At 67.3% G+C, this 26,197-nt stretch carries 21 protein-coding genes; 13 read left to right on the top strand and 8 right to left on the bottom strand.

What is annotated here, in order from left to right:
* Positions 1-35: 35 nt before the first annotated feature.
* The gene (locus GOPIP_RS10115) at positions 36-1,151 is read left to right on the top strand and encodes an alpha/beta hydrolase (protein WP_035727653.1); all 1,116 of its coding nucleotides are present in this window, start codon (positions 36-38) and stop codon (positions 1,149-1,151) included.
* A gap of 33 nt (positions 1,152-1,184) precedes the next feature.
* On the opposite strand, the gene GOPIP_RS10110 is transcribed toward GOPIP_RS10115, so the two are convergent.
* Positions 1,185-3,539, bottom strand: coding sequence for a glycoside hydrolase family 65 protein (locus GOPIP_RS10110; protein WP_006369561.1), 2,355 nt, complete (start codon positions 3,537-3,539; stop codon positions 1,185-1,187).
* Entirely contained in the window at positions 3,536-4,246 is a 711-nt protein-coding gene (locus tag GOPIP_RS10105; protein ID WP_006369560.1) for an HAD family hydrolase, read from the bottom strand. The genes GOPIP_RS10110 and GOPIP_RS10105 overlap by 4 nt, the downstream gene beginning before the upstream one ends.
* 106 nt (positions 4,247-4,352) lie before the next feature.
* On the opposite strand from GOPIP_RS10105, the gene GOPIP_RS10100 reads away from it, so the two are divergent.
* The 4 genes from GOPIP_RS10100 to rsmA all read left to right on the top strand — a co-directional run bounded on the left by GOPIP_RS10100 (position 4,353) and on the right by rsmA (position 8,375).
* Positions 4,353-5,231 carry a PhzF family phenazine biosynthesis protein gene (locus tag GOPIP_RS10100; protein ID WP_050955252.1) on the top strand — a complete coding sequence of 293 codons (879 nt, stop codon included), beginning with the start codon at positions 4,353-4,355 and terminating at the stop codon, positions 5,229-5,231.
* A 136-nt stretch (positions 5,232-5,367) separates the two neighbouring features.
* Positions 5,368-6,234: a TatD family hydrolase gene (locus GOPIP_RS10095; RefSeq protein ID WP_085949119.1), complete on the top strand. Its 867-nt coding sequence runs from the start codon at positions 5,368-5,370 to the stop codon at positions 6,232-6,234.
* Between the two features lie 178 nt (positions 6,235-6,412).
* On the top strand, positions 6,413-7,495 hold the full coding sequence (locus tag GOPIP_RS10090; RefSeq protein WP_006369557.1) for a resuscitation-promoting factor: 1,083 nt from the start codon (positions 6,413-6,415) through the stop codon (positions 7,493-7,495).
* Positions 7,458-8,375, top strand: a complete 918-nt coding sequence (gene rsmA / locus GOPIP_RS10085; protein WP_006369556.1) for a 16S rRNA (adenine(1518)-N(6)/adenine(1519)-N(6))-dimethyltransferase RsmA — start codon at positions 7,458-7,460, stop codon at positions 8,373-8,375. The genes GOPIP_RS10090 and rsmA overlap by 38 nt, the downstream gene beginning before the upstream one ends.
* 88 nt (positions 8,376-8,463) lie before the next feature.
* Here rsmA and GOPIP_RS10080 read toward each other — a convergent pair whose 3' ends face one another.
* Both GOPIP_RS10080 and GOPIP_RS10075 read right to left on the bottom strand, forming a co-directional pair.
* Positions 8,464-10,578, bottom strand: coding sequence for a HelD family protein (locus tag GOPIP_RS10080; RefSeq protein ID WP_006369555.1), 2,115 nt, complete (start codon positions 10,576-10,578; stop codon positions 8,464-8,466).
* 187 nt (positions 10,579-10,765) lie between these two features.
* Positions 10,766-11,764 (bottom strand): LLM class F420-dependent oxidoreductase, encoded by a 999-nt coding sequence (locus tag GOPIP_RS10075; RefSeq protein WP_006369554.1) that lies wholly within the window; start codon positions 11,762-11,764, stop codon positions 10,766-10,768.
* A gap of 143 nt (positions 11,765-11,907) precedes the next feature.
* Between GOPIP_RS10075 and GOPIP_RS10070 the strand changes: the two genes are divergently transcribed.
* The 4 genes from GOPIP_RS10070 to GOPIP_RS10055 all read left to right on the top strand — a co-directional run bounded on the left by GOPIP_RS10070 (position 11,908) and on the right by GOPIP_RS10055 (position 16,738).
* Complete coding sequence (locus tag GOPIP_RS10070) at positions 11,908-12,594, top strand: HAD family hydrolase (RefSeq protein ID WP_006369553.1); 687 nt, start codon at positions 11,908-11,910, stop codon at positions 12,592-12,594.
* 31 nt (positions 12,595-12,625) lie between these two features.
* Positions 12,626-13,585, top strand: a complete 960-nt coding sequence (locus tag GOPIP_RS10065; RefSeq protein WP_006369552.1) for a 4-(cytidine 5'-diphospho)-2-C-methyl-D-erythritol kinase — start codon at positions 12,626-12,628, stop codon at positions 13,583-13,585.
* Positions 13,586-13,701: 116 nt separating this feature from the next.
* A complete protein-coding gene (locus GOPIP_RS10060; protein ID WP_006369551.1) occupies positions 13,702-14,823 on the top strand; it encodes a lipase family protein in 1,122 nt (373 codons plus the stop codon).
* 67 nt (positions 14,824-14,890) lie between these two features.
* Positions 14,891-16,738 carry an ABC-F family ATP-binding cassette domain-containing protein gene (locus GOPIP_RS10055; protein ID WP_006369550.1) on the top strand — a complete coding sequence of 616 codons (1,848 nt, stop codon included), beginning with the start codon at positions 14,891-14,893 and terminating at the stop codon, positions 16,736-16,738.
* 3 nt (positions 16,739-16,741) lie between these two features.
* Here GOPIP_RS10055 and GOPIP_RS10050 read toward each other — a convergent pair whose 3' ends face one another.
* Positions 16,742-17,518: an alpha/beta fold hydrolase gene (locus GOPIP_RS10050; RefSeq protein ID WP_081482492.1), complete on the bottom strand. Its 777-nt coding sequence runs from the start codon at positions 17,516-17,518 to the stop codon at positions 16,742-16,744.
* A gap of 101 nt (positions 17,519-17,619) precedes the next feature.
* Here GOPIP_RS10050 and GOPIP_RS10045 point away from each other — a divergent pair, with 101 nt between their 5' ends.
* Positions 17,620-19,896, top strand: coding sequence for a carbon starvation CstA family protein (locus GOPIP_RS10045; RefSeq protein WP_035727681.1), 2,277 nt, complete (start codon positions 17,620-17,622; stop codon positions 19,894-19,896).
* A 17-nt stretch (positions 19,897-19,913) separates the two neighbouring features.
* Positions 19,914-20,087 (top strand): YbdD/YjiX family protein, encoded by a 174-nt coding sequence (locus tag GOPIP_RS10040; protein ID WP_370530183.1) that lies wholly within the window; start codon positions 19,914-19,916, stop codon positions 20,085-20,087.
* A 36-nt stretch (positions 20,088-20,123) separates the two neighbouring features.
* On the opposite strand, the gene GOPIP_RS10035 is transcribed toward GOPIP_RS10040, so the two are convergent.
* Both GOPIP_RS10035 and GOPIP_RS10030 read right to left on the bottom strand, forming a co-directional pair.
* Positions 20,124-21,659 carry an ABC-F family ATP-binding cassette domain-containing protein gene (locus tag GOPIP_RS10035; protein WP_006369546.1) on the bottom strand — a complete coding sequence of 512 codons (1,536 nt, stop codon included), beginning with the start codon at positions 21,657-21,659 and terminating at the stop codon, positions 20,124-20,126.
* 146 nt (positions 21,660-21,805) lie between these two features.
* Entirely contained in the window at positions 21,806-22,759 is a 954-nt protein-coding gene (locus GOPIP_RS10030) for a DMT family transporter (protein WP_006369545.1), read from the bottom strand.
* A 93-nt stretch (positions 22,760-22,852) separates the two neighbouring features.
* Here GOPIP_RS10030 and GOPIP_RS10025 point away from each other — a divergent pair, with 93 nt between their 5' ends.
* Positions 22,853-23,743 carry a LysR family transcriptional regulator gene (locus GOPIP_RS10025; protein ID WP_006369544.1) on the top strand — a complete coding sequence of 297 codons (891 nt, stop codon included), beginning with the start codon at positions 22,853-22,855 and terminating at the stop codon, positions 23,741-23,743.
* Positions 23,744-23,748: 5 nt separating this feature from the next.
* Positions 23,749-24,756, top strand: a complete 1,008-nt coding sequence (locus GOPIP_RS10020) for an enoyl-CoA hydratase/isomerase family protein (RefSeq protein WP_006369543.1) — start codon at positions 23,749-23,751, stop codon at positions 24,754-24,756.
* 584 nt (positions 24,757-25,340) lie between these two features.
* Here GOPIP_RS10020 and GOPIP_RS10015 read toward each other — a convergent pair.
* On the bottom strand, positions 25,341-26,197 hold an 857-nt coding region (locus tag GOPIP_RS10015; protein WP_006369542.1), incomplete at its 5' end, for an HNH endonuclease signature motif containing protein.

Below are 26,197 nucleotides of genomic sequence, written 5' to 3'. Positions count from 1 at the left end.
AGCGGCCTCGCGCACACGGCGCCTAGGCTGGCCGCATGGTGATGGCTGATCGTCCCGAGGTAGCGACCGCATCCGGACCCGTGAGCGCGCTGGCCGTGGTGGGTCTGGCCGAGAGCATGCTCAACGGACTCGCGCGGGTCCCGTTCCAGAAGCCGTGGAGCGGTCCCGGCGGCCTCCTGGACAACCTCGGACAGTCGGTGACCCGACAGACGATCCGCGCGTTCATGGGCTATTCGATGGGTCTGCCGATCGAGGAGTTCCGTTCGATGGAGAAATTCATCGACGACATCTGCAAGATCGTGCTCCCACCGGTCGTCGGTCTGGCCGGCAAGGTCGAGATCGTCGCCGACGAGATCGCCGGGATTCCGGGGATCTGGTGTCGCGCCAAGGATTCCACCGACTCCTACGTCGACGACGCCGAGCAGAAGAAGGCCATCGACGGCACCATGCTGTATCTGCACGGCGGCGGCTACATCGGTACCTCACCGATGATGTACGGCGCGTTCGCCGCCGCCCTCGTCCGCCTCACCGGGTTCGAGATATTCATCGCCGACTACCGGATGGCGCCGGAATTCCCGTTCCCGGCCGGGGTACACGACGCCGCCGACGTCTACCGCGGGCTGCTCGCGCGAGGGGTCGACCCCAAGCATCTGGTGGTTGCCGGAGACTCCGGCGGTGGTGGGCTCGCCACCTCGCTCGTGGCCTACCTCCGCGATCACGATCTCCCCAAACCGGCCGCGCTGGCCCTGTTCTCACCGGAGATCGACCTCGATCTCGACCACGATTCCATCGTCGAGAACGCGCCGTACGACATCCTGCCGTGGAGCATCCCCGTCGCGCCCTACCTGCGCGGGGTGCAGCCCAACGACGACCGGGTCTCCGCGGTCTACGGCCATCCCGACCCGCAGTGGTTCCCACCGACGTTCGTCTGCTGGGGTGAGGTCGAGATGTTCCGCGACGGCATCCGGCAATTCGTCGAGAACCTCGAGGCCGCCGGGGTGCCGGTGACCGGCAGGGAGGAGCGTGGCATGTTCCACGTCTTCCCGATCCTCATGCCGTGGGCGGAGTCGTCCAAGCGGGTGCTGCGTGAACTCGGCGAACTCGCCGACCGCTACGTCATCTCGGATCCGCAAGCGGCCCAGACGCACTGACGGTAACGCCAAGATCGGGGACCACCAGGGTTCTCACATCTGACGGCGGTAGGGCTCGCATCCCGGCGGGGCCTTGGGGGGCTCACGCAGGGCGATCTCCGGGATCGACATGGTGACCGGTGTGCCCTCGGTGAGGGTGAACTTGTCGCCGTGATGCGCGAGGTCGATGTCGGGTCCCGAGAGCAGGCGATACGTCGCCGAGCTCTTGTCGATGGCGACCAGCATCTTGGAATCGCGCACCGTCATCCGGAACGACAGGTAGTCCAGTCGTGTCGGCAGTCTCGGCGCGAACGTGATGTTGCCGCCGAAGTCGCGCATGCCGCCGAACCCGGCCACACAGTCCATCCATGCTCCGGCCAGCGCCGCGATGTGCAGACCGCTCGCCACGTTGTCATGCAGATCGTGCAGGTCGGTGAACACCGATTCGACGAGCAGATCGTAGGAGAGGTCGGGGTAGCCGACCTCGGCGGCGGTGACCGCCTCACAGCACGCCGACAACGACGAATCCCGCACCGTCAGTGGGTAGTAGTAGTCGAAGTTCCGCAGTTTCTGTTCCGGGGTGAAGCTCTCCCCGAACAGGTACATGGCGAACACCAGATCGGCCTGCTTGACGACCTGCTTGCGGTACAGCTCGTAATACGGATAGTTCAGCAACAGTGGGTATTTGCCGCGTGAGGCCTCGAAATCCCATGCGCCCAACAGGGTGAACGCCTCGCACTGCTGGTGCACACCGAGTGCCTCGTCGTAGGGCATCACCATGTCGTCGGCGCAGGCCTCCCAGTGCGCCGACTCGGCGTTGGTGACGCCGAACTGCTGAGCCAGATCCGGGCGTCGGTGCACCGCGGCCACCGCATCCCGAAGATTCTGTTGCGCAGCGAGATTGGTGAAGATGTTGTTGTTGACCACGGCGGTGTACTCGTCGGGTCCGGTGATGCCGTCGATCCGGAAGTGCCCGTTGACGTCGTGATGTCCGAGGCCGGCGAACAGGCGGGCGGTCTCGACGAGTATCTCGACGCCGCATTCGGTTTCGAACTGCTCATCGTGGGTGGCGCGCAGGTACCGGCCGGTCGCGTTGGCGATGTCGGCGCTGACGTGCACGCCCGCGGTGCCCGCGGGCCAGTAACCCGAACATTCGTCGCCATTGATCGAGCGCCAGGGGAACATCGCGCCGCGCTGGGCGAGTTCGGCGGCACGTGCCTTGGCCTTGTCCATGGTGGCGTGGCGCCAGCGCAGCTCCTCGCCGGCTGCCGCGGGCACCGTGTAGGTCAGCATCGGCAGGATGAAACTCTCGGTGTCCCAGAAGGTGTGGCCGTCGTAGCCGGGGCCGGTGAGGCCCTTGGCCGGGATCGCACGCGACTGGCCGCGGGCGCCGGCCTGCAGCACGTGGAACAGGGCGAACCGGATCGCCTGCTGCAGTTCGGGATCGCCGTCGAGCTCGATGTCGGCGTCGCGCCAGAAGTCCTCGAGGTAGGCGGCCTGGTTGGCTTTCAGCGATTCCCAGCCGGTCTCCATGGCCATCGCCAGCGCGGCGTCGACCTGTGCGCGCAGTGCGGGCACCGATCGCCGCGCCGACCAGCCGTAGCCGATGTATTTGGTCAGGCTCAGCCGGGTGCCCTCGGGGACGTTGGCCGCGACCGTCAGTCGCGCGAGGTCGCCGTCAGCGCGAATGAAAGTGTCTGCGCGATCCGGGAATTCGATCTGATGATCCATGCCGGCGGCCATGTGCAGGCCGGAGCGCTTGGTGTGGTGGACCAGGATGCCCCAGTAGTTGCGACAGGTCGCGAGGTCCGAGACGAGCGGCTGATCGAGTGCGGCGGCGAGGCGCGGATCGTTGCCCGGCGTCGGAATGGGTTCGTTGGCAAGCAGATCCGATTGCAGGACCAGCTTCATGTCCTCGCCGACCGGCTCCACCTCGTAGTGGATCGCGGCGATGGTGCGCTTGGTGAACGACACCAGCCGCTCGGACTTGATGCGTACGGTGCGACCGGTCGGGGAGGTCCACAGGGTGCTGCGCCGCAACGTGCCGGTGCGGAAGTCGAGCACACGCTCGTGCTCCTCGGTGCGACCGTAACGCAGGTCCATCGGCTCGTCCTCGACGAGCAGCCGGATGATCTTGCCGTCGGTGACGTTGACCACGGTCTGCCCGGATTCGGGGTAACCGTAACCACTTTCGGCGTACGGCAGACCGCGCTGCTCGTAGAAGCCGTTGAGGTAGGTGCCCGGGTGATCGACCGGCTCACCCTCCTCGAAGGTGCCGCGCAACCCGATGTGTCCGTTGGACAGCGCGAAGAGGGTCTCGGTGCGCCTGAGCATGTCGATGTCGAGTCCGCGCCAGCGCAATTGCCATGGGTGGACGTCGAATCCGTAGGCGTTGTCGGAGGTGCTCATGCGGGGAGTAACTCCTCGAGATCGTTGACGACGATGGACGCCCCGGCCGCGGTCATCGACGCGGCCTGGGTGCCGCCGACCCGGTCGATACCGACGACGTAGCCGAAATGACCGGCGGCCCCGGCCTGGACTCCGGAGATCGCATCCTCGAAGACCGCGGCGGCGGAGGGCTCGACGCCCATCCGCTGTGCTCCGAGAAGATACGAATCGGGGGCGGGCTTGCCGCGCAGTCCCGCGGCGGCCGTCTCGAGACCGTCCACGCGAACCTCCACGAACTTCGACAGATCGGCGGCGTCGAGCACCGCGGCACCGTTCTTCGACGAGGTCACCACCGCGATCCGCAGTCCGGCATCCTTGGCGGCCTGCAGATAGCGCACCGATCCCGGATACGGGTTCACCCCATCGCGTTCGAGGCTGGCGAGGAACATCTCGTTCTTCCCGCTGCCGATCGACTCGACGGTGGCGTCGTCGACGTCGTCGATCCCGCGGCTGGCGAGGAAGGCACGCACGCCGTCGTCGCGCGGACGGCCGTCGACGTGGTCGAGGTAGTCCTGTTCGGTGAACGGCGTGAACCCCTCGCCGTCACGCTGACGAAGGTAGGCATCGAACGCCGCCTTCCACGCATGGCGATGCAGGACGGCGGTACTGGTGAGGACGCCGTCGAGGTCGAAGAGCGCGACGGTGACGTCATCTGGCAAACCCAACACGAGTGGCCACGCTACCCGTCTGTGGCGGCTGGGGCGCGCTATGCGAGCGACGCGGATCCGCCGGGTGTCGCGCAGGTGCACAAATGTGTGGACGCGTGCGACGCGAATGATGAACCATGAGGCCATGTCTCGTGATGTCGTACAGTCCCGACGCTTCGCCCAGGTCGATGTCTTCGCGTCCCAACCGGTCTCCGGCAATCCGGTGGCGGTGGTCGTGGACGCCGACGGGATCAGCGACGAACAGATGGCGGCGTTCGCACGATGGACCAATCTGTCGGAAACCACGTTCCTGCTGCCGCCGACCGACCCGGACGCCGACTACCGGCTGCGGATCTTCACTCCCGGCTCGGAGATGCCCTTCGCCGGGCATCCGACGCTGGGGTCGGCGCATGCGTGGCTCGCCGCCGGGGGTGTCGCCGCGGGCGACGACATCGTGCAGGAGTGCGGTGTCGGGCTGGTGCGCATCCGACGGACCGACGGTCGCCTGGCCTTCGCCGCGCCGCCCCTGAGCCGCTCCGGGCCGGTCGCCGACGACACCCGCGCCGAGGTGACCGCCGCCCTCGGCGTGGACCCGCAGCACGTACTCGCCGCCGAATGGGTGATCAACGGGCCGCGGTGGATGGTGTTGCAGCTCGATTCGGCGCAGCGCGTGCTCGAGGTGACCCCCGACTTCGCCGCCCTCGGCGACCATGAGGTGGGGCTCGTCGGCGCCCACACCGAGGCGACCGCCCCCGACACCGATGTGATGTTCGAGGTCCGCGCGTTCGCACCCGGCGACGGCATCCCCGAGGACCCGGTCACCGGCAGTCTCAACGCCGGCATCGCGATGTGGCTCCGCGGCGCCGGTCTGGCGCCGTCGTCCTATGTGGCTGCTCAGGGAACCGTGCTCGGCCGGTCCGGACGCGTGCACGTCACCGACGACGGGGAGAACATCTGGATCGGCGGCGAGAGCACGACCGTCATCACCGGCAGCGTCGACCTGTAGGCGGACCGGTAACCCCGACCCCGGTGCGCCGAGCCCTACAGTTGGCCCCATGACCGACGCCGACAGCGCCCACCACACCGCCGACAGCGCCCACCACACCGCCGACAGCGCCCACCACACCGCCGACAGCGCTTCGATGAAGGCCGAGAGCGCCAAGGCGGCCAAGAAGCGGCGGCGTCGGGAGCCGCCGCCGGACCCCGAGCCGCTGCCGGGGCTGGTCGACGCGCACACCCATCTCGCCGCCTGCGGGGGCCGGGATGCGGACTCGGTGCGGGCCATTCTCGATCACGCCGAGAGGGTCGGCGTCGGGCAGGTCGTCACCGTCGCCGACGACATGATCGACGCGCGCTGGGCCCTCGACGCCGCGCACTGGGACGATCGGGCGTTCGCCGCGGTTGCGCTGCATCCCACCCACGCGGGCGAACTCGACGATGCGGCGCGCGCCGAACTCGAACAGATGGCCGCCGATGCGCGGGTGGTGGCGATCGGCGAGACCGGTCTCGACTACTACTGGCCCGGCAAGTCCGAGTCGGCGGCGTCGCCGGAGGTGCAGAAGGAGGCCTTCGCCTGGCACATCGATTTGGCCAAGCGGATCGGCAAACCGTTGATGATCCACAACCGGGAGGCCGACCACGACCTCCTCGACATCCTGGCGGCCGAGGGCTCCCCGGACTCCGTGATCATGCATTGCTTCTCCGGTGACCGAAACGTTGCTCGCGAATGCATAGATCGCGGTTATTTTCTGAGTTTTGCTGGAACTGTGACATTTGCCAATGCCGCCGAGTTGCGTGAGGCAGCTCACCTGGTTCCCGATGGGCAGATCCTCGTCGAGACCGACGCACCTTTCCTGACCCCGCATCCCTACCGTGGCCAGCCGAATCAGTCCTATTGCCTGCCCTATTCGGCGCGGTGGCTCGCCGATGTCCGTCGAACGGATGAGCACACGATGGCGCGGACACTCGGCGACAACGCGCGGCGCGTGTACCGGCTGTCTTTGCAGTAATCACCCCTGCTCGTTATCGTATTGTGATCCGTCGCCTCGGCGGTGGTTTCGTTCCTCGGGATGTGGGCCCTCGGGCCTGTCGGGACGACCACCTCGCGCCGGTGTCGGGGGATGACCACGTCGTCGATCAGGATGCTTGACCTTGTCTGTTTTCGCGAGAATCCACACGTTGGAGTCGATGCGCGCCCGCATCGCCATCGGGGCCGTGCTCTGCACCGTCGCCGCAGGCGGCGTGATGGGCGTGACCATGCACAAACACGTCACCATCGACGTCGACGGCCAGAAGATCCAGGTCGCCACGATGACGATGAACGTCGACTCGTTGCTCGAGTCGCAGGGCTACCAGCCGGCCAGTGGCGACATGGTGTCGCCGTCGCCCGATTCGTCGTTCTCCGACGGCCAGACGATCACCTTCCACCGCAAGAAGCAGGTCGTCCTCGACGTGGAGGGCCAGAAGCGGGTCGTCGAGACGACTGCGGTCAATGTGAACCAACTCCTCGCCCAGCAGGGACTCGCGCACGGCGCAGACCAGGCGAACTTCAACGCGAACGGGCCGATCCCGGTCAACGGCGCGGTTGTTGACGTCACGCTCCCCAAGAAGCTCGTCATCATCGACGGCGGGGTGCCCTCGATCAAGTCGGTGCCCGCCGACACCGTGTCGGAGGCCCTCGAGAGCATCGGTGCGCCGCTGCAGGACGCCGACAAGGTCACCCCGGCCGCCGACGCCAAGGTCACCGACGGCACGGTCATCAACGTCACCCGCATCCGCACCACCGAGACCACGGTCGAAGAGGATGTCAACGCTCCCGACATCACCCAGGACGATCCGACCCTGATCAAGGATCGCCGCATCGTCGTCAAGCCCGGTAAGCCGGGCCGAGCGAAGGTTCAGTACGAGGTGACCACCGTCAACGGCAAGATCACCAAGCGCGTGAAGATCGGCCAGGACGTGCTCACCCAACCGGTTGCGGCGACCGTTCGCGTCGGGACCAAGCCGGGCGCCCCGTTCGTGCCGTTCGGTTCGGTGTGGGATGCGCTGGCCCAGTGTGAATCGACCGGTAACTGGGCGATCAACTCCGGCAACGGTTTCTACGGCGGTATCCAGTTCGACCAGAACACCTGGGATCGCTGGGGCGGCCAGGAGTACGCGCCGCGCCCGGACCTCGCCACCCGTGAGGAGCAGATCGCGATCGCCGAGAAGACCCAGGCCGCACAGGGCTGGGGTGCGTGGCCGTCCTGCTCGTCGCGGCTGGGGCTCTGATCTGACCGCCGACGACGCGCCTGCGCATTCGCGCCTACTCGGTCCCGCGCAGATCCGGGCTCTGGCAACCGAACTGGGCGTTCGCCCGACCAAAACCCTCGGGCAGAACTTCGTTCACGACGCCAACACGGTGCGACGCATCGTCGCCGCATCCGGGGTCGGCGCCGACGACGTCGTGCTCGAGGTCGGCCCCGGCCTCGGCTCGCTGACCCTGGCCCTGCTCGGCACCGTCTCACGCGTGATCGCCGTCGAGATCGACCCGGTCCTGGCCGCGCGACTCCCCACCACCGTGGCGGAGTACGCGCCGACCCGGTCCGCGGCACTCGACGTCGTCACCGCCGACGCGATGACGGTGCGCGCCGACGACTTGCCCGCCGCGCCCACCGCGCTGGTGGCGAATCTGCCCTACAACGTCGCGGTCCCGGTGCTGCTGCACCTGCTCGCACAGTCCCCGACCCTGCAGACCGCGCTGGTGATGGTGCAGGCCGAGGTTGCCGACCGTCTCGCCGCCGGACCGGGCGGCCGCATCTACGGTGTCCCGAGCGTCAAGGCCCGCTACTTCGGTGACGTGTCGCGGGCGGGGGCGGTGGGCCGCAACGTGTTCTGGCCGGAACCCAAGGTGGAATCCGGACTGGTTCGCGTACAACGGCATTCGCGCTATTCCGACGATCCCGCGGTGCGGGCGAAGGTGTTCGCCGTCATCGACGCCGCCTTCGCGCAGCGCCGCAAGACGATGCGGTCGGCGCTGGCCGGGTGGGCCGGCTCGGCGGCCGAGGCCGAGCGTCGGCTACGCGCCGCCGGCATCGACCCGCAGATCCGCGGCGAGAAGCTCGACGTCGACGACTTCGTCCGGTTGGCACAGGTCCCGGTAGGCGATTGAGCGCACCACTTACTGCTTCCCGCTAGTCGTTTTCCCTCCCGCGCAAGGAAATCGTTGCGCGCGAGGGAAAACGGCCAGCGTAAAGGGATCAGGCCGCACCGTCGTCAGGAACGGGCCCGCCGAAGTCGAGCATGACCAGGCGCTTGGTCGCCCGGGTCTGTGCCACGTAGAGATCTCGGAGACCGGAGTGGTCCGCACCCCGGATCTCGTTGGCGCCGAGCACGATCACGGTGTCGAATTCCAGACCACGTGCGTCGGCGGCCGGCACGACCATCACATCGTCTCCGAGTGCGCCGGCGTCGAAGCACGATGCGCGCCGTGCCGTGGTGATGATGCCGATGAGCTCCCCGGGGTGCGCTGCCCGTATCGCCGCGAGCAGTTCGTCCACCTCGGAGTTGACGGCATCGTTCGCGACGATGCCGGTCGTCGGATGTTCGCCATGACGTATCGAGCGTGAAAGCCGCTGTGTGGGAGCGATACGCGCGAGGACGGGCGCCGTCGTTTCCAAGATCTCCGCGGTGGTGCGGTAGTTGATCGTGAGAGTGTGGTGGACAAAGCGGTCGTCGACAAAAGGGTGCAGCGCCTCGCCCCAGGAGCTGATGGTCGTGGTCGGTCCCGCCTGGGCGAGGTCGCCGACGATGGTCATCGAGTGGTTCGGGCATCGACGCATGAGCATCCGCCACTGCATCTGCGAGAGTTGCTGCGCCTCGTCGACGACGATGTGTCCATATACCGACTCCGGTGGCCCGTCGACGAGCGTGCGGGCTTCATCCAGGAGGGCCAGATCGGCCATGCTCCAACCTTGTCGAGCGCAGTCGACGATCGAGGCGACGTCCTTGTCGGTGCACCGGGGGAAGTGGCGGGTGAGCGAGACGGCGTCGGTGAGCACGTCACGCACCACGCCTTCGGCGGTGAGGAATGGCCAGACCTCGTCGATGGCCCGTGTGATTTCGGCGTCGTCGAGGAGATCATCGTGGATACGGTCCCAGTCGATCTCGAGCTCCCCGCTGCCGTCGTCGTCATACCCCGACGGCCGGGCCTCGCCGGCGAACATTCGATCGAGATCGATGCCGAGTACGTTTCTGATCTCGTCCTCGAAGTCCGAGATCTCCTGTGCGGTTTGTGCTTCCAACTCCGTCACCACCTCGTCAACGATCTGTTCGAGGAATGCCTGCCGTGCCCGGTTGTGGCCGACGCCGCCCTGCAACGCGCTGCGGCGCGCGGCATCCACGCGCGCGGGATCAAGCACGACCGCGCCGTACCCGGTCCGCAATCGAAGGGGTATCCCACGAGGCTGTGAGGTCTCGACTCGACCGGCGAGAAGTTCGGCAAAGTGTTTGCAGCCCTTCGCGAGTGCGATCGGATCGGTCTCTGTGCGCGTTACCGTGAAATCCACCAGGTCGGTGGGCGTACGCAGGGCGACATCGTTCTCACCCAGGGACGGCAGAACGTCGGAGATATAGGTGAGAAATCGTCTGTTCGGTCCGAACACCAGTACTCCGCGATCGGCAATCGCGGGAAACGCGTACAGCACATACGCCGCCCGATGCAGGGCAACGATCGTCTTGCCCGTTCCCGGGCCGCCATCGACAACCATGATTCCGCGGTGTTCGGATCTGACGATCTCGTCCTGCTCGGCTTGCAATGTCGCCATCGCTTCGCGCATCCGACCCGTCCGGGCTCCACTGAGTGCAGAGACGAGGGGGCTGTCGCCGACGACGTCGGTATCGATCGGTGCGGTCCCGTCGAGGATCTCGTCGGTGAGCTCGACGACCTCACGGTCTCGCAGTCGCAGGTGACGACGCCGACGCACCCCGAGCGGTGACGCCGCGGTCGCCGCGTAGAAGGGTCGAGCAGCGTCGGCCCGCCAGTCCACGAGCAGGGTGCGGTGCGAGTCCGACAGGAGCCCGATCCGACCGATGTACAGTGGCGCGCCGCCGGTGGTTCCGTCGATCCGCCCGAAACACAGTGCGTGTTCGGCCTTTCGGAGCCGACGGATGGCCTTGTCCAGACGTGAGAGATCGGCGTCTCGCGCAACACGATCTTCGGGACCGTCGATGGGCGACGAGAGGGCCTCCTCGCGCGCTCGGAGACCGGTCATCGTCTCGGTGTCGAGGCGTGTGTACATCGTGTCGACGGCCTGCTGCTCCTCTGCGACCTGCTCCTCTGCGATCTGCGTTGCCCTGTCGGTGATCTCAGCCATTGACCCGTCTTCCGTCGTTCGACCAACGACGTCCACTGTGGAGGGCGGGTACCGACTATGCAACGTTGACTTCGCAGTCCGGTCATGGCCTTCGGGTAAGAACGGAGGTCAGGGTGCGTTCGGCGGAGATCCGTTGACAGAACAGCATTTCCGTGGCCTGGCACGCACCGCGTTCCAGCGTCAGCGCTCAGGCCGACCGCAACTTCTCCAGCAACGGCCCGGCCGCCTCGTCGAGGAACCGCTCCTGGCTCTCGCCGCCGATCTGAACGAGTGCGACGTCGGTGAATCCGGCGTCGACGAATGGCCGGATCCCGTCGACGAGTTCGTCGAGATCCGACCCGCAGGGGATGTTGGCCGCGACGTCGTCGGGGGTGACGAACTGGGTGGCGCCGGCGAACGCCGCGGTGGTCGGCAGGTTCGCGTTCACGTGCCAGCCCCCGGCGAACCACCGGAACTGGTCGTGGGCGCGGGCCACCGCGGTGTCACGGTCGGGGTCCCAACAGATCGGGATCTGGCCGATCGCGCGCGCCGGGTCGAGCGCGGCGCCCTGCCCGATCGAGGTGGTCTCGGAATTGGCATTCCAGTGCTCGATGAAGTCCGCGTTCGGCTCGACGGCGATGAGATGGTCTGCGAGAGGCCCGAATTCGTCGATCGAACGGGGTCCGGACACCGCCACGCCGATGGGCACACCGTCGTCGGGCAGATCCCAGATCCGTGCCGAATCGACCTGGAAGTACTCGCCGCGATGGTCGACGAGACCGCCGTCGAGCAATGCCCGGATGATCTCGATCGCCTCGGAGAGCATGGCGTGCCGCTCGGAGACGGCAGGCCACCCCGCGCCGACGACATGCTCGTTGAGGTTCTCACCGCTACCGAGTCCGAGAATGAACCGGCCCTCGGCGAGCAACTGCAGGGTCGCGGCCTTCTGGGCGATGATGGCCGGGTGGTAACGAATCGTCGGGCAGGTCACGTAGGTCATCAGCTCGACCTGCTCGGTCGCGTGAGCCACCGCGCCGAGCACCGTCCATGCGTACGGTGCGTGGCCCTGCGCCGACAGCCACGGGAAGTAATGATCGCTGGACACCTCGAAATCGAAGCCGGCCTTCTCGGCGGCCACCGCGTCCCGGACCAGCTGCCGGGGTCCGGCCTGCTCGGTCATGAGGGTGTATCCGAATCGTGTCGCCATGCTCGCGCTCCTTCTGATCGGTGCGGACGTCCGAGCGAATCGGAAGTGACGCCACCTCGACGTCCCACCGGCTCGACGTCCAACAGTGCGAAGGTGGATGGTGGGCACGTGGTCTCGACCCAAGAGGAACAGGAGTGACAGCGATGACGCACACCGACCGGACAGAGACGCCGACCGAAGAGGCGCCTGTGGACACCGTGCTCCTCGACGTCGACGGTACGCTCATCGACTCGAACCATCTGCACGCCTTGGCGTGGCAGCGCGCCTTCGCCGGGCACGATCTGTACCCCGAATGGTGGCGTATCCACCGCGCGATCGGGATGGGCGGCGATCAGCTGGTGGGGGAGATCTGCGGGCCGGACGTCGAGAACTCCCTCGGCGATGACCTGCGCGACAAGTGGGCCCAGCAATACCGCAAGCTGCTACCCGAGGTGCGCGCGCTGCCGCGTGCGGCGGAACTGGTGCGGATGCTCGCCGATGCCGGCTATCGGGTGGCGCTCGCGTCGTCGGGGGCGCAGGAGTTCACCGACGCAGCGCTGGATCTACTGGGCCTGACGCGCTCCGATTTCGCCGTCGTGACCAGCGCCGACGACGCCGAGAACTCCAAGCCTGCGCCGGATCTCCTGGCGGTCGCGCGTGAACGTTCCGGCGGTGACACCGCGGTCCTCGTCGGCGACAGCGTGTGGGACGTGGCGTCGGCGAACGAACTCGGTATCGCCTGCGTCGGTGTGCGGACCGGTGGTTTCGCGGGCGCGGAGTTGCTCGATGCGGGCGCGATCGAGGTCGTCGACGACGTCGCCGCGCTGGTCGAACGGGGTTGGCAACCGTGACTCGCACGGCGATTCACTACCCTGGATACCCGTGTCCCCAGCGTCCCTGTCGGTGATCTCCGACGCCGTTTCCGTGCGCGTGCCCGCCAAGATGAATCTTCACCTCGGCGTCGGCCCGCTCCGCGACGACGGCTACCACGATCTCGTCACCGTCTACCAGGCGCTCTCGTTGTACGACGACGTCACCGTCGCGCGCGCCGCCGCCCTCGGGGTGACGCTGCGCCGCGAGGGCGGACGAGGCGCCGACGCCGCCGACGTACCCCTCGACGACGACAACCTGGCGATCAAGGCCGTCCGCGCGCTCGGCAAGTGGGCCGACCGCGATCCGCGGGTGGCCATCGAGATCGTCAAACGCATCCCGGTCGCCGGCGGAATGGCCGGCGGCAGCGCCGACGCCGCGGGTGCCCTGGTGGCTCTCGCCGCACTGTGGAAACTCGATCTGCCGCGTGCGGAGCTGCTGGAGATCGCCGCCGGTCTAGGCAGCGACGTGCCCTTCTCGGTCCAGGGCGGTACCGCGATGGGCACCGGCCGCGGTGAACAACTGATGCCGATGATCGCGCGCGGTGAGCTGCACTGGGTGCTGGCGTTCGCGCGCGACGGACTGTCCACGCCGGCCGTCTTCGCCGAACTCGACCGTCTGCGCGCCGACCACGCCGACGCCTTCGACGTGCACAACCCGCGGCCCGACGAGCTGGTGCAGGCCCTGACCACCGGGGAGCCGACGCAGATCGCGCCGCTGCTGCACAACGATCTGCAGCCGGCCGCACTGAGTCTGCAGCCGGGACTGCGCCGAACGCTGCGCGCCGGCGTCGACGCAGGCGCGTTGAACGGCATCGTCTCCGGATCGGGGCCGACGTGCGCCTTCCTGTGCGCCGACGCCGAGGCCGCGGTGGCCGTGGCCGCCGAACTGTCCGGTGCCGGGGTGTCCCGTTCGGTACGCACCGCATCCGGGCCGGTCAGCGGCGCGACCCGACAGGCGCCCGGGCAGTGATCACGCGACCCCGACGACCGCGCACACGAACGCGGGCCGAGCGGGTCAACGCCCGCGGTGTACCCGGGGCGTTCGCTCGGACGCACCGCGAATGTCGTCGGCTCGGGCTCGTCGGTGTGGTCGCATTCGTGGTCGGACTGATGATGGTCGGCCTGGCGACGGTCGGAGCCGGCTCGGCCACCGCGACCCCGGTCCCCGGGCGCGTGCTCGCCGGCGCCGCGATCGTCGGCGCCGACCTGCCGCCCGGCGCGGCGTCGGGACAACGCCTCACGTATGTGACCCGCGACCAGAATGATCGAATGGCGTTGTCCACCGGCGTGTTCTACGTCCCGAAGGGCACGCCGCCGTCGGGCGGCTGGCGCATCTTCTCCTGGGCGCACGGCACCACGGGGATCGCCGACGAGTGCGCGCCGAGCCGGACCCGCAACGGCGCCGGTGTCGACGCCGCGATCATCGACGCACTCAAGCGCGGATATGCGGTCACCGCAACCGATTACGCGGGTCTCGGCGCACCCGGTGAGACCGAGTATCTTGGCGGACGGGCCGCCGCGTACTCGGTGATCGACATGATCCGCGCGGCCCGCGCCCGCGATGGGTCGCTGGGTACCGAATGGGTCTCCGCCGGCCATTCGCAGGGCGGGCATGCGGCATTGTTCGCCGGCCACGAGGCGCCGTCATACGCGCCGGAACTGGACCTGCGTGAAATCCTGGCCCTGGCACCGGCTTCCGGTATCGAAGGGGTGCTCACCAAGTCGTTCACGCCCAGCGTGCCGAGCCTGGGGAAGCTCAACACCGTCAGTGCGCTGTATCTCTACATCCTCGCCGGCCTCGACCACGCGCGCCCCGATCTGCACGTCACCGATCACCTCACCCAGGCGGGCAAGCGGTCTCTCGATCTCGCCCGCTCGCAGTGCAACGGCGAGGTGTCGACCGCGATGCGGTCGGTGGCGCCGGGAGATCTGCTGGACTCCTCGCTGGGCGACGAGCGCTTCGCGGCCGCGCTCGCCGACTACACGCGGGTGCCGACCGGCGGGTACACGGTGCCGATCCGCATCGATCACGGCCTGCTCGACCCGGTGGTGCCGTTCCCGTTGACCGCGACGCTGGTCCGCTCGATGCAGGCCGACGGCACCGACGTCGACCTGCACACCCACACCCGCGCCGACCACACCGACGTCGTCGCCGATTCGCTCGATCAGGTGATGGGAACCGCCGCGGCGGCATTCGGGCGAGACTGAGCACCGCATCGGCGGGGAGTCGGCGCCACAGGAGAGCCCGACAGTCCCGGGTTGTTATCGTCTACCGGTGCCACCCGCCCCCTCCGCGCTGATCAACGCCGACCGCATCAGCAAGAGCTTCGGCATCAAATCCCTGCTCGACGAGGTGAGCCTCGGCGTGCACGAGGAGCAACGCATCGGGGTGGTGGGACTCAACGGCGGCGGTAAGACCACGCTGCTGGAGATCCTCGGTGGCGTCACCGAACCCGATTCGGGGCGTGTGTCGCGGGCGGGTGGGGCGCGCATCGCCGTGGTCACCCAGCGCGGTGAGCTGCCGGCGGGCAAGACGGTCGCCGAGGTCGTCGTCGGCGGCCCCGACGTCGCCGTGCACGAGTGGGCCGGCGATCCGCGGGTCCGCGGCATCCTCGCCGGCATCGGCGTCGACGAACTGCTCGACGCGCGGGTCGACGAACTCTCCGGCGGCCAGCGTCGTCGCGTCGGCCTGGCCGCCGCGCTGGTTTCCCAGGCCGACGTCCTGATCCTCGACGAGCCCACCAACCACCTCGACGTCGAAGGCGTGCAATGGCTCGCCGACCACCTCATGCGGCGCCGCAGCGCGCTCGTCGTGGTCACCCACGACCGCTGGTTCCTCGACACCGTCGCCACCCGGACCTGGGAGGTCCACGACGGTCGGGTCGATGAGTACGAGGGCGGATACAACGACTGGGTGTTCGCCCGCGCCGAGCGGGTGCGGCTGGCCGACGCCGCCGAGGAGCGGCGACGCAACCTGGCCCGCAAGGAGCTGGCGTGGCTGCGTCGCGGACCGCCCGCCCGAACCTCCAAGCCGCGCTACCGAATCGAGGCCGCCGAGAAGCTGATCAGCGACGTCCCGCCGCCCCGTGACACGGTGACGTTGTCGACGTTCGCCAAGCGTCGGCTCGGACGTGTCGTCATCGAACTCGAGGACGCGCACATCGAGACACCTGCGGGACAGGCGTTGCTGGACAATCTGACCTGGCGACTGGCGCCGGGGGAGCGCATCGGTCTGGTCGGGGTCAACGGATCGGGCAAGACGACGCTTCTGCGTGCGCTGGCCGGGGAGGTCGACGTGGCCCCCGGCCGTCGCATCGAGGGCGTGACCGTGAAATTGGGGTGGCTGCGCCAAGAACTCGACGACCTCGACGAGGACCAACGTGTACTCGATGCGGTGGAGTCGGTGGCCGCGCGGATCATGTTGGGCGACAAGGAGTATTCGGCGAGTCAGCTTGCCGAGCGGCTCGGTTTCTCGCCGGCCAAACAACGTACCCCGGTCGGCGATCTCTCCGGTGGTGAGCGTCGGCGCCTGCAGTTGACGCGTGTGCTGATGGCCGAACCGAACGTGCTGTTGCTCGACGAGCCGACCAACGACCTCGACATCGACACCCTGCAACAGCTCGAGGATCTCCTCGATTCGTGGGCCGGAACCATGGTGGTCATCTCCCACGATCGCTACCTGATCGAGCGGATCTGTGACTCCACGTGGGCGTTGTTCGGCGACGGCTCGCTCACCAACCTGCCGGGCGGGATCGCGCAGTATCTCGATCGGCGTCGTGAGATGCGTTCCGGCACCACGGGTTCGGGTTCGTCGAAGGTGGGTTCATCGCAGGCGGCATCGGGGCAGACCGCAGACGCGCAGTCCCCGGGTACGGCCGACGCTCCTGCCGAGCGACCCGCGGTGAGTGCCGCCGAACATCGCGAGGCACGCAAGGCGATGAACCGGGCCGAACGGCAGATCGAGCAACTCTCGCGGCGCGAGGACGAGTTGCATGCCGCGCTGGTGGCCGCGGCGACCGACCCCGAACGTCTGGTGTCGCTCAATACCGAACTACGGCAAGTGGTTTCCGACAAGGAAGCCGCCGAGGCGGCGTGGCTCGAGGCCGCTGAAGCCATCGAGTGAGGCTCAGGGTGCCGACGTCGGCTGCGTTACCCGCTCGGCGTCGATCGACGCCGCGAACTCACTGATCATCGTTCCCGCCACGGCCGGCTGGATCAGCGGATACAGATGGGTGGCGCGAGGGATGACGCGTAGCCGCGCACGCGGCGACAGAGCGACGAACCTGCGTTCGTGGATTCGGAACTGATCCCAGCCACCATTGGCGAACAGCATCGGTCCCGGATACCCGACGAGTGCGGACAGGGCGTCGAATCCGGCGATCTCGTCGACCACATCGGCGATCGAGTGCAACGCGAGGCCGCCGGCCTCCATGTCGTCGGAGACCTGCGCGCCCAACGCCATCCGGGTGAGGAACCGGCTGATCTCGGCGCTCTGCGCGGGTAGGAACGAGGTGGCCGCGCCGAACAACCGAAACGGTGCGGCCAACAACCCGCTGGGCTGGGCGGTCGACCCCATCGCGACGAGCCCGGCCACGCGCTCGGGATGCGCGGCCACGGTGGCCATCGCGGCATAGCCGCCCAACGACATTCCCGCGAGGACCGCCGGTGCGCCGAGTTGGTCGATGGCGTCGACGACGGCGGACACCGCCTCGGCCATCGTGAAGGTCTCGGCGCTGCGCGTGCCGTGACCGGGTAGGTCGGGGTGGATCACCGGTCGGTCGGTGACGGCGTTCGCGATGCGATGCAGCGACGCACCGCTGACGCGCAGACCGTGAACGAGCACCACCGGAGTGCGTTGCTCCGACCGTGCGCTGGTACCCATTTCGGGTTCGTTGCAGCTCATCGGGAGTCAGTATGACCGCTTTGACCGTCCGCGTATAGTGACGCAGGCCACTATCCGTGGCTCCCCTCGAGACGTCGAAAGGGCCCACCAACGCCATGACGATGACCGAACCGACACCGACGAGCGAGCGACGCGAGGACCATCCGAACGTCGAGTTCATCCGCAACGATCCCGATCTCCCACCGGTCGCGATCATCGACCGCTCACCGATGACCGTGCCGAAGAAGATCCTGTTCGCCATCATCGGCCTGCTCGGTGCGGTGGCGTGGGTGATCGTGGCATTCATCCGCGGAGAAAACGTCAACGCCGTCTGGTTCGTCGTCGCCGCCGTCTGCACCTATGTGATCGCCTACCGTTTCTACGCGCGGATGATCGAGATGAAGGTCGTCAAGCCCCGCGACGATCACGCCACGCCCGCCGAGGAATTCGACAACGCGCAGGACTACATGCCGACCGACCGGCGAGTGCTGTTCGGCCATCATTTCGCCGCCATCGCCGGAGCTGGTCCACTCGTCGGACCGGTACTCGCCGCGCAGATGGGCTACCTGCCCGGAACCATCTGGATCATCATCGGCGCCGTGGTCGCCGGCTGCGTTCAGGACTATCTGGTGCTGTCGATCTCGACGCGGCGTCGCGGACGCAGCCTCGGACAGATGGCCCGCGACGAACTCGGCCGGGTCGGTGGCACCGCCGCGATCGTCGCCGTGCTGGTCATCATGATCATCCTCATCGCGGTGCTGGCCCTGGTCGTCGTCAACGCGCTCGCCGACAGTCCGTGGGGCGTGTTCTCCATCGCGATGACCATCCCGATCGCCCTGTTCATGGGTATTTACCTGCGGTATCTGCGGCCCGGTCGCGTGAGCGAGATCTCGCTGATCGGTGTGGTGTTGCTGCTCGCCGCCATCGTCGCCGGCCGCTACGTCGGCGAATCCGGCTGGGGCAAGGACTGGTTCACCCTCTCACCGGTCTTCCTGAGTTGGGCGATCATCATCTACGGTGTGGCCGCCGCGGTACTGCCGGTGTGGCTGCTGCTGGCACCCCGCGACTATCTGTCGACGTTCATGAAGGTCGGCACGATCGCCCTGCTGGCCCTCGGCATCCTGATCGTCCAACCGGTGATGAAGGCTCCGGCCGTCAGCGAATTCGCCTGGAACGGCAAGGGACCCGCCTTCTCCGGCGCATTGTTCCCGTTCCTGTTCATCACCATCGCGTGCGGTGCGCTGTCGGGATTCCATGCCCTCATCGCCTCAGGCACCACACCGAAACTGCTGGCCAAGGAAGGGCAGGCCCGGATCATCGGATACGGCGGCATGCTCACCGAATCGTCGGTGGCGATCATGGCGTTGATCACCGCCTGCATCCTCGATCAGCACATCTACTTCGGCATGAACGCACCCAAGGCGCTGACCGACGGCACCGCGCAGGGCGCCGCCGACTACGTCAACGGACTCGGGGTCAGCGGAAATCCGGTCACCGCAGCGGACTTCACCTCCGCCGCCCAGGGAGTCGGTGAGTCCTCGATCGTCTCCCGCACCGGTGGTGCGCCCACCCTCGCGATGGGTATGGCCGACACACTGCAGCGGGCCATCGGTGGGGAATCGTTGCGCGCGTTCTGGTATCACTTCGCGATCATGTTCGAGGCGCTGTTCATCCTGACCACCGTCGACGCCGGTACCCGGGTTGCCCGGTTCATGCTCTCCGACGGCATCGGCAACATTCCCGGCGCGAGCCGCTTCAAGGATCCGTCCTGGCGGCCCGGAGCGTGGCTGTGCACCGTGATCGTCTGCGCCGCATGGGGTTCGATCCTGCTGATGGGCGTCACCGACCCACTCGGCGGTATCAACACACTGTTCCCGCTGTTCGGCATCGCCAACCAGTTGCTCGCCGCGGTCGCGTTGACGGTCGTCACCGTCATCCTGTTCAAACGCGGACAGGCCAAGTGGGCGTGGATACCCGGAATCCCGTTGGTGTGGGACGTGATCGTCACCATGACCGCCTCCTGGCAGAAGATCTTCTCGTCGAATCCGGCCATCGGCTACTGGGCGCAGCACCGCGACTTCGCCAATGCCAAGGACGCCGGCAAGACGTCGTTCAAGACCGCCAAGAACATCGGCGAGATCGACGCCGTCATCCGCAACACCTTCATCCAGGGCACGTTGTCGATCATCTTCGCGGTACTCGTGCTCATCGTGGTGATCGTCGGTGTCTACATCTCGATGAAGGCGCTGCGTCTTGGTGGACTCCCGACCACCGAGGACCCACCGGAACCCTCACGCATCTTCGGTCCGAGCGGGCTCATCACCACCGCCGCCGAACGCGAGGTCCAGCGGGAGTGGGATGACATTGCCACCCAGCGCAAGACCGAGACGGTCACATGAGGCAGATACTGCACCGGATGGGTGAACGAGTCGCGTGGTACGTCGGCAGCGTCATGGGTGACCGCGACTACGAGCGCTACTTGCAACACCATGCCGCACACGGTGATCCGACGCCGCCGATGAGCGAGCGCGACTACTGGCGCCACCGCTGGGACCACGTCGAGAACAACCCGCAGGGCCGGTGCTGTTAGGGCGTGTCGCCCCGAGGCGTTGCTCCCGGGTGACACTTACCCGATCCGCACCGTGCGGTCGGTGCCGACGCGGTCGCGGAACCCGGGGTCGTGGCTGACCAGCAGCAGCGCACCGGTCCAGTCACGCAACGCCGACACCAGTTCCTCGGTGGTGTCGATGTCGAGGTTGTTGGTCGGCTCGTCGAGGATCAGGAGCTTGGGTGTCGGGTCGGTGAGCAACGCCGACGCCAACGCCACCCGCAGGCGCTCACCGCCCGACAACTCGGCGAGGGCACGGTCACCGGCGTTACCGCGGAACAGGAATCGCGCGAGATGCGCCCGAACCTGTTGCGCGGTGGCATCCGGGTGTGTCGCCGAGAGATCCTGGGCGATCGTCTGCGACGGATCGGCGAAGGTGATGTGTTGCGGCACCAGGGCATACGGCACGAGTATGCGGTCGCCGGCGATGAGGTCGGCGATGAGGGTGGTCTTCCCGGACCCGTTGGCACCGACGAGCGCGACTCGCTCCGGACCGTCGAGGCGCAACCGGTCGTCGGCGATCACCTGGGCGTGCGAGGCGAGGTCGGGTTCGGGCATCGAGATCCGCGCGGTCCGGTCCGCACGGACGTCGGCGCGCGCCGATTCCAGCCGACCCGCCGCCGCGGCGACGTCCTCGCGGTGCGAGGTGCGATACTTGCCCGCCGATACCTGTGCCGCGTTCCTGCGGCCGTGGGCGACGATCTTCGGGACCCGTTTCTCGCGTTCGGCTTTCGCCGCCGTCCGGGCCCGGCGGTCCAGGGCGATCTGGGCGTCGGCGAGGTCGCGTTTCTGTGCGCGCAGGTCACCCGCGGCGTTGGCGACGGCAGCCTCCGCGGCTGCCTGCTCGGTGTCGAGGACCTCGCGGTACAGCGTGTACGGACCGCCGAAGAGCCGCACTCTGCCTCGGTACAGCTCGATCGTGGTGTCGACGCGATCGAGCAACTCGAGGTCGTGGCTGACCAGCAGGACAGTTCCGGAGAACGCGTCGAGCGCCTCGAAAAGAGCTGTCCGCGAATCGGTGTCGAGATTGTTGGTTGGCTCGTCGAGCAGCAGGACGTCGGGGCGGCGGAGGAGGCGGGCCGCGATCGCGAGCATCGTCGACTCGCCACCGGAGAGGGTGCCGACGGTCCGGTCCAGGTCGGCGACGAGGCCCAACGCCGACAGTTGCGCGAGCGCGCGCTCCTCGACGTCCCAGTCGTCGCCCACGGTGTCGTAGTCGTCGGGTTGGACCGATCCGCTCTCGATCCGTCGTAAGGCGTTGCGAATCGTGGCGATTCCCAAGACGTCGGCGACGGTGTCGTCGGAGTGGGCCTGCGGATGCTGGGGGACCAGCGCGCACTCGCCGGACACCGAGATGCTGCCCGTGGTCGGCGACAGTGCGCCGAGGATGAGTTGCAGCAACGTGGTCTTGCCGGCGCCGTTCGCTCCGACGAGTGAGCTGATCCCTGGTGGGACGTTCATCGAGAGATCGTCGAAGACGGTGGTGCCATCAGGCCAGGCGAAGGAGACGCCGGAGAGGGTGATCGATCCGGAAGGGTGCAGGGGTGACGCCATGAGAACTCCTTGAGGTGGTGAGGATTCCGCGGCGACGTCGCGTACGGCGTCGACTTTCGCGGTGGTTTACCGACCTCAGATGTTCATGACTGTCAGATCACTCCTCGATGTGACTCAGCTGGCTGGCGTGCATCAGAGATGCGCGTTCACGATAGCGCGCCCCCGGGCAAGTGTGTCAACCGCTTTTGTTCGCCGGATGTTCCGGGCTCTGCGGTGGTCGCGGGCTGGTTGGTCCGGGGTGGGGCGCCAGGGTGTCGCACGATCACCAATGACGCGGCGCCCAGTACGAGTCCGATGACGATCCCGATATCGGGGCGTTGGCCGAGCAGACCCCACGCCAGCAGTGCCGACGCCGAGGGGATGAGCGTGAACAGCATCGACGTGGCCGCGGCACCGGCGGTGTTGACCAGCCGGAGGAATAGGGTGGTGGCGATCATCGACGAGGCGATGATCATCGTCGGCAACACCCAGGCGGCCCGGAGTGGGTCGGTGATCGACTCGGGAGTCGCGAGAGTGATTGCGGCCGTGGGTATCAGGGCCACGCCCAGCTGGACGGCGTTGCCGGCGACGAGATCGACTCCGCCGCAGAAGCGTTGCTGATAGATGCCGCCGAGCGCGACACCGGTCAGTGCGAGGAGGGTCAGGCCCACGGCGATGCCCATTGTCGAGGCGTCGGCCATCACCCGGGGAAGGCACGCGGCCAGGACCGCGGCCGTGCCGACCGCGATGCCGATCCATTGCCGCGACCCGAGGCGCTGACCGAGCACAGGCCACGCGAGTATCGCCGTGGCCACCGGGTTCAAGGCAATGACCAGTGCGACGATGACGGCGGGCACCCCGAGTTGCAATGCCAGGTAGGCGCAGCCGAATTGGAGGAACTGAGTCAGCAACCCGACGACTGCGACGTGGCCGAGCTGCCGTCCGCGGGGGAAGGCCCGGCGGGTCACGACGGCGATGATGCCGAGGGCTGCCGCGGACCCGGCGAATCGGATGGTCAGGAGCGCCATCGGCGACATCGCGGACACGCCGAGCGCCCCGAGTGGATAGCCGAAGGCCCACAACAGGATGAACGCCGCGGCGGGTAGGGGAGGGATTCTCATGTGCTCCAGCGTGCGCGGCGACCAGGCGCGCCGTCCAACAATGATCAGTAATCGTGATTGATCATGAATCGTAATCGACGTAGGCTGGCTGGCATGGCCAACACGGTTCTCGACATCACTCCGCTGCGCAGCCTCGTCGCGGTGGCCACCTGTGGTGGATTTCACCGCGCGGCGACGGCGCTGCATCTGACCCAGTCCGCGGTCAGTCAGCATGTCCGCCGGCTCGAGACCGTGACCGGACTCAAGCTCGTCGAGCGTGAAGGGCGGATCACCCGGTTCACCGCGGACGGGGAGACGATGCTCGCCGAAGCGCGTAGCATCCTCGCCGCACATGATGATGCGGTGCAGCGCTTGAACATTCGCTCCGCCACCCCGACGTTGACGGTGGCCACGACGGAGCACGGCGCGGACTGGTCACTACCCTTTCTCTCGCAGATCCTGCGGGAACAGTGCCCCGGGCACGCGGTCACGTTTCGTCTCGACCGCAGCCGTCGGGTGATTGCGGCCATCGAGAACGGCGACGTCGATGTCGCGGTGTATCACGAACCGGTTGGCCCCACGACGGAACTGTTGGGCCCCCGCGTGGCGATGCGCTGGTTCGGGGCTCCGGACCTCATCGTCGAGCCCGACAAGCCGCTGCCGCTGGTGGCGTTCGACGAACCCTGCTCGACCCGAGGTGTCGCCCTCGACATCCTTCGGCGGGCACAGATCGATTTCGCGATCATCGTCGAGTCGGCCGACCTCGCCGGCGTCACCGCCGCGGTCCGTGCGGGGCTCGGCGTGGTGTTGCTGCCGGTGGTCAGCCGCCCGCCGGAGGGGTTGCGTGAGGTCACATCGCTGCCGCCGTCGCCGTCGTGCGCCCTGCAGATCCGCTTCGCGCCGACGGTTCCCGAGTCGGTGCAGGCCGCGACGCGCGCGGCACTGGCCGAGACGACGTCGCAGGTCGAGGTGGGTGACCGACGGCGCGCTGACGCGCTAGCGTGAACGTCATGTCGCACATTCGCACCAACGTCGCCAACGGGGTGGGCGAGATCATCCTCGACCGGCCCAAGGCCCTCAACGCCCTCGACCAATCGATGGTCGACGACACGTATGACGTGCTGTTGCGCTGGGCTGACGATGACGGCATCGACACCGTGATGCTGACCTCGGGTACCGACCGCGCCTTCTGCGCGGGCGGCGACATCCGCGCGATCCGCGACAGCGCACTCGCCGGTGATGGCGAGTCGATCACCCGCTACTTCTCCCACGAATACCGGCTCAATCAGTTGATCGCCGAATACCCCAAGGCGCACATCGCGTTGATCGACGGTGCCGCCATGGGCGGCGGTCTGGGCATCAGCGTGCACGGGGAGATCCGGGTGGTCACCGAAAAGGCGATGATCGCGATGCCCGAGACCGCGATCGGCTTCTTCCCCGACATCGGATCCACCTACTTCTTGCCCCGGCTGCCGCAGGGGGTCGGAATGTGGTTGGCGCTCACCGGCGCTCGGGTGCGCGGTTCGCAGGCGTTGTCGGTGGGTCTGGCGACACACTTCGTGCCGTCCGCGGAACTCGGGGGCGTTGCCGACCGAATCCGTTCCGGCGCACCACTCGGTGAGATCCTGGTGCCCTCACCGGACAAGCACACCGACCACCCTCCGCTGCCCGTGGAGCAGATCGGCGAATATTTCTCCGACACGAATGTCGCAGCGATCGTCGGGGGGTTGCGCGGTGCGGTCGGCGACGAGTGGGCCGCGCAGATGCTCGACCTTCTCGGCCACGCATCGCCGACCAGCCTCTGGGTCACCGCGCGACTGCTCGAACTCGGTGAGACCGCGTTGCTCGACGAATGCCTCGAACGCGAACTGCACTCCGCCGAAAAGATCACCACAACCCACGATTTCGCCGAAGGCGTGCGAGCGGTACTGGTCGACAAAGACCGAACTCCCGCCTTCGTCCCCGCCGAGATCGACGACGTCGATCCCGCAGAGGTCTCCCGCATCGTCGGTGTGTGACACCTCGGATCGGTAGTCTACCTCGAGAACTGTTGTCTTGATGAGTATTCGGGAGATGGTGGCCCGGTTCCAGCTTTGCTGCAGGCGGTCTCGAGGCTCGCCGCACGCGGCTCGCACCTCGACCATCGGAGGAAGGCGACTCGCCACGGAAGGATGCTGACGCCTTCCTGTACCCGGTGGCCCTTCCCACCCGACGGCCGTCCCATCCCGATGGTCGAGGTGCACGGCGCCCCAGGCGCCGGGCCTCGAGACCCCTTGTGCCGATGGGTATACGGGCCACGGTGGTCCGGTTCCAGCTCTGCTACAGGCGGTCTCGAGGCTCGCCGCACGCGGCTCGCACCTCGACCATCGATCTATGATGCTCCGCCCTTCCCGCCCGACGGCCGTCCCATCCCGGTGGTCGAGGTGCCGAGGAGCGCCAGCGACGAGCCTCGAGACCCCGTGTGCCGAAGGGATTCCGGGCCACAGTCGGCACAACACCTCGACCATCGGGTGGGAACAATCTCTATGGAGTTCTCAAACAACAGATGCGGTCCCGGCCGGGCCGGGTGCAGGGAATCAGGCTGTAGTAGAGGCGCTTCGGGTCAGGCTGCTGCGTCGTCGAGTCGCATGGTGCGTCGGTGATACGACGGCACGGGTCGGCGTTTCGGGTCGATGCTGGCGGGTGGGATCAGCCAGGGGTGTCGGTCGTAGCCCATGATGATGTCCCATCCGTGGTGGTGCACATCATCATGACAACTGCTGCAGAGGAGGCAGCCGTTGTCGAGGTCGGTGGGACCACCATCAGCCCAATGCTCGAGGTGGTGTCCTTGGCAGCGTCCGGCGTGTGCACCACATTTGATGCATCCGCGATCACGCACCAACAACGCTTTGCGTTGTCCCGGTGTGAAGAAGCGTTTCGCCTCCCCAACACTGAGCGGTACCCCATTGGGATCGAGCATGATCTTGGTGATCGTCGTATCACACGACAACAACTTGGCGGTCGCTTCGGTGATGGCACCCATGTTCTGCAAGTCCCCACCGAGTGCCGGGTTGTCCGCTGACCAGGTCCACAACAGGCCGTTGGTGGGTTTGGCCGAGAACGTAGTTTCGGCCAGGCCTTGTGCCGCCAACTCCACGATCGTTTCGAATGCGGCCGCGCAGATTTGTTCGGGTGTCCGAGGATCCGGCGAGCCGTCGGGCTGAGGTTTGGGCGCCGACAAGGTTTCCATCAGAGTTCTGGTTTTCTCGCCGGCGACGATGTCGAGGTTCGCCGAGATCTCCAACCGTCCGTCGTCGGTGATGCGGTCGCTGTAGGAGTTGATCGTCTTGTCCTCCGCAGCTGGCAACCCGCCCGGTGTTTCGGCCGCCAACTCGTTCCCCAACTGCCGCGCGTAGATGTTGATCTCGGCGGGGGTGAAACCGGCGAAGTAGTGCGACAGCAGTTTCCGCAGGTATTCAC

Source organism: Gordonia polyisoprenivorans NBRC 16320 = JCM 10675, assembly GCF_000241325.1.
Taxonomy (GTDB): Bacteria; Actinomycetota; Actinomycetes; order Mycobacteriales; family Mycobacteriaceae; genus Gordonia; species Gordonia polyisoprenivorans.
Note: the sequence above shows the minus strand (reverse complement) of the source record. Positions and strands in the feature narration are given on the sequence as shown.

What these genes read in the sequence shown, in the direction of transcription:
- GOPIP_RS10115 (WP_035727653.1), top strand. Translation starts at nt 36, where the DNA reads ATGGTGATGGCTGATCGTCCCGAGGTAGCGACCGCATCCGGACCCGTG.
- GOPIP_RS10110 (WP_006369561.1), bottom strand. Translation starts at nt 3,539, where the DNA reads ATGAGCACCTCCGACAACGCCTACGGATTCGACGTCCACCCATGGCAA.
- GOPIP_RS10100 (WP_050955252.1), top strand. Translation starts at nt 4,353, where the DNA reads ATGATGAACCATGAGGCCATGTCTCGTGATGTCGTACAGTCCCGACGC.
- GOPIP_RS10095 (WP_085949119.1), top strand. Translation starts at nt 5,368, where the DNA reads ATGAAGGCCGAGAGCGCCAAGGCGGCCAAGAAGCGGCGGCGTCGGGAG.
- GOPIP_RS10090 (WP_006369557.1), top strand. Translation starts at nt 6,413, where the DNA reads ATGCGCGCCCGCATCGCCATCGGGGCCGTGCTCTGCACCGTCGCCGCA.
- GOPIP_RS10080 (WP_006369555.1), bottom strand. Translation starts at nt 10,578, where the DNA reads ATGGCTGAGATCACCGACAGGGCAACGCAGATCGCAGAGGAGCAGGTC.
- GOPIP_RS10075 (WP_006369554.1), bottom strand. Translation starts at nt 11,764, where the DNA reads ATGGCGACACGATTCGGATACACCCTCATGACCGAGCAGGCCGGACCC.
- GOPIP_RS10070 (WP_006369553.1), top strand. Translation starts at nt 11,908, where the DNA reads ATGACGCACACCGACCGGACAGAGACGCCGACCGAAGAGGCGCCTGTG.
- GOPIP_RS10050 (WP_081482492.1), bottom strand. Translation starts at nt 17,518, where the DNA reads ATGAGCTGCAACGAACCCGAAATGGGTACCAGCGCACGGTCGGAGCAA.
- GOPIP_RS10045 (WP_035727681.1), top strand. Translation starts at nt 17,620, where the DNA reads ATGACCGAACCGACACCGACGAGCGAGCGACGCGAGGACCATCCGAAC.
- GOPIP_RS10040 (WP_370530183.1), top strand. Translation starts at nt 19,914, where the DNA reads ATGGGTGAACGAGTCGCGTGGTACGTCGGCAGCGTCATGGGTGACCGC.
- GOPIP_RS10035 (WP_006369546.1), bottom strand. Translation starts at nt 21,659, where the DNA reads ATGGCGTCACCCCTGCACCCTTCCGGATCGATCACCCTCTCCGGCGTC.
- GOPIP_RS10030 (WP_006369545.1), bottom strand. Translation starts at nt 22,759, where the DNA reads ATGAGAATCCCTCCCCTACCCGCCGCGGCGTTCATCCTGTTGTGGGCC.
- GOPIP_RS10025 (WP_006369544.1), top strand. Translation starts at nt 22,853, where the DNA reads ATGGCCAACACGGTTCTCGACATCACTCCGCTGCGCAGCCTCGTCGCG.
- GOPIP_RS10020 (WP_006369543.1), top strand. Translation starts at nt 23,749, where the DNA reads ATGTCGCACATTCGCACCAACGTCGCCAACGGGGTGGGCGAGATCATC.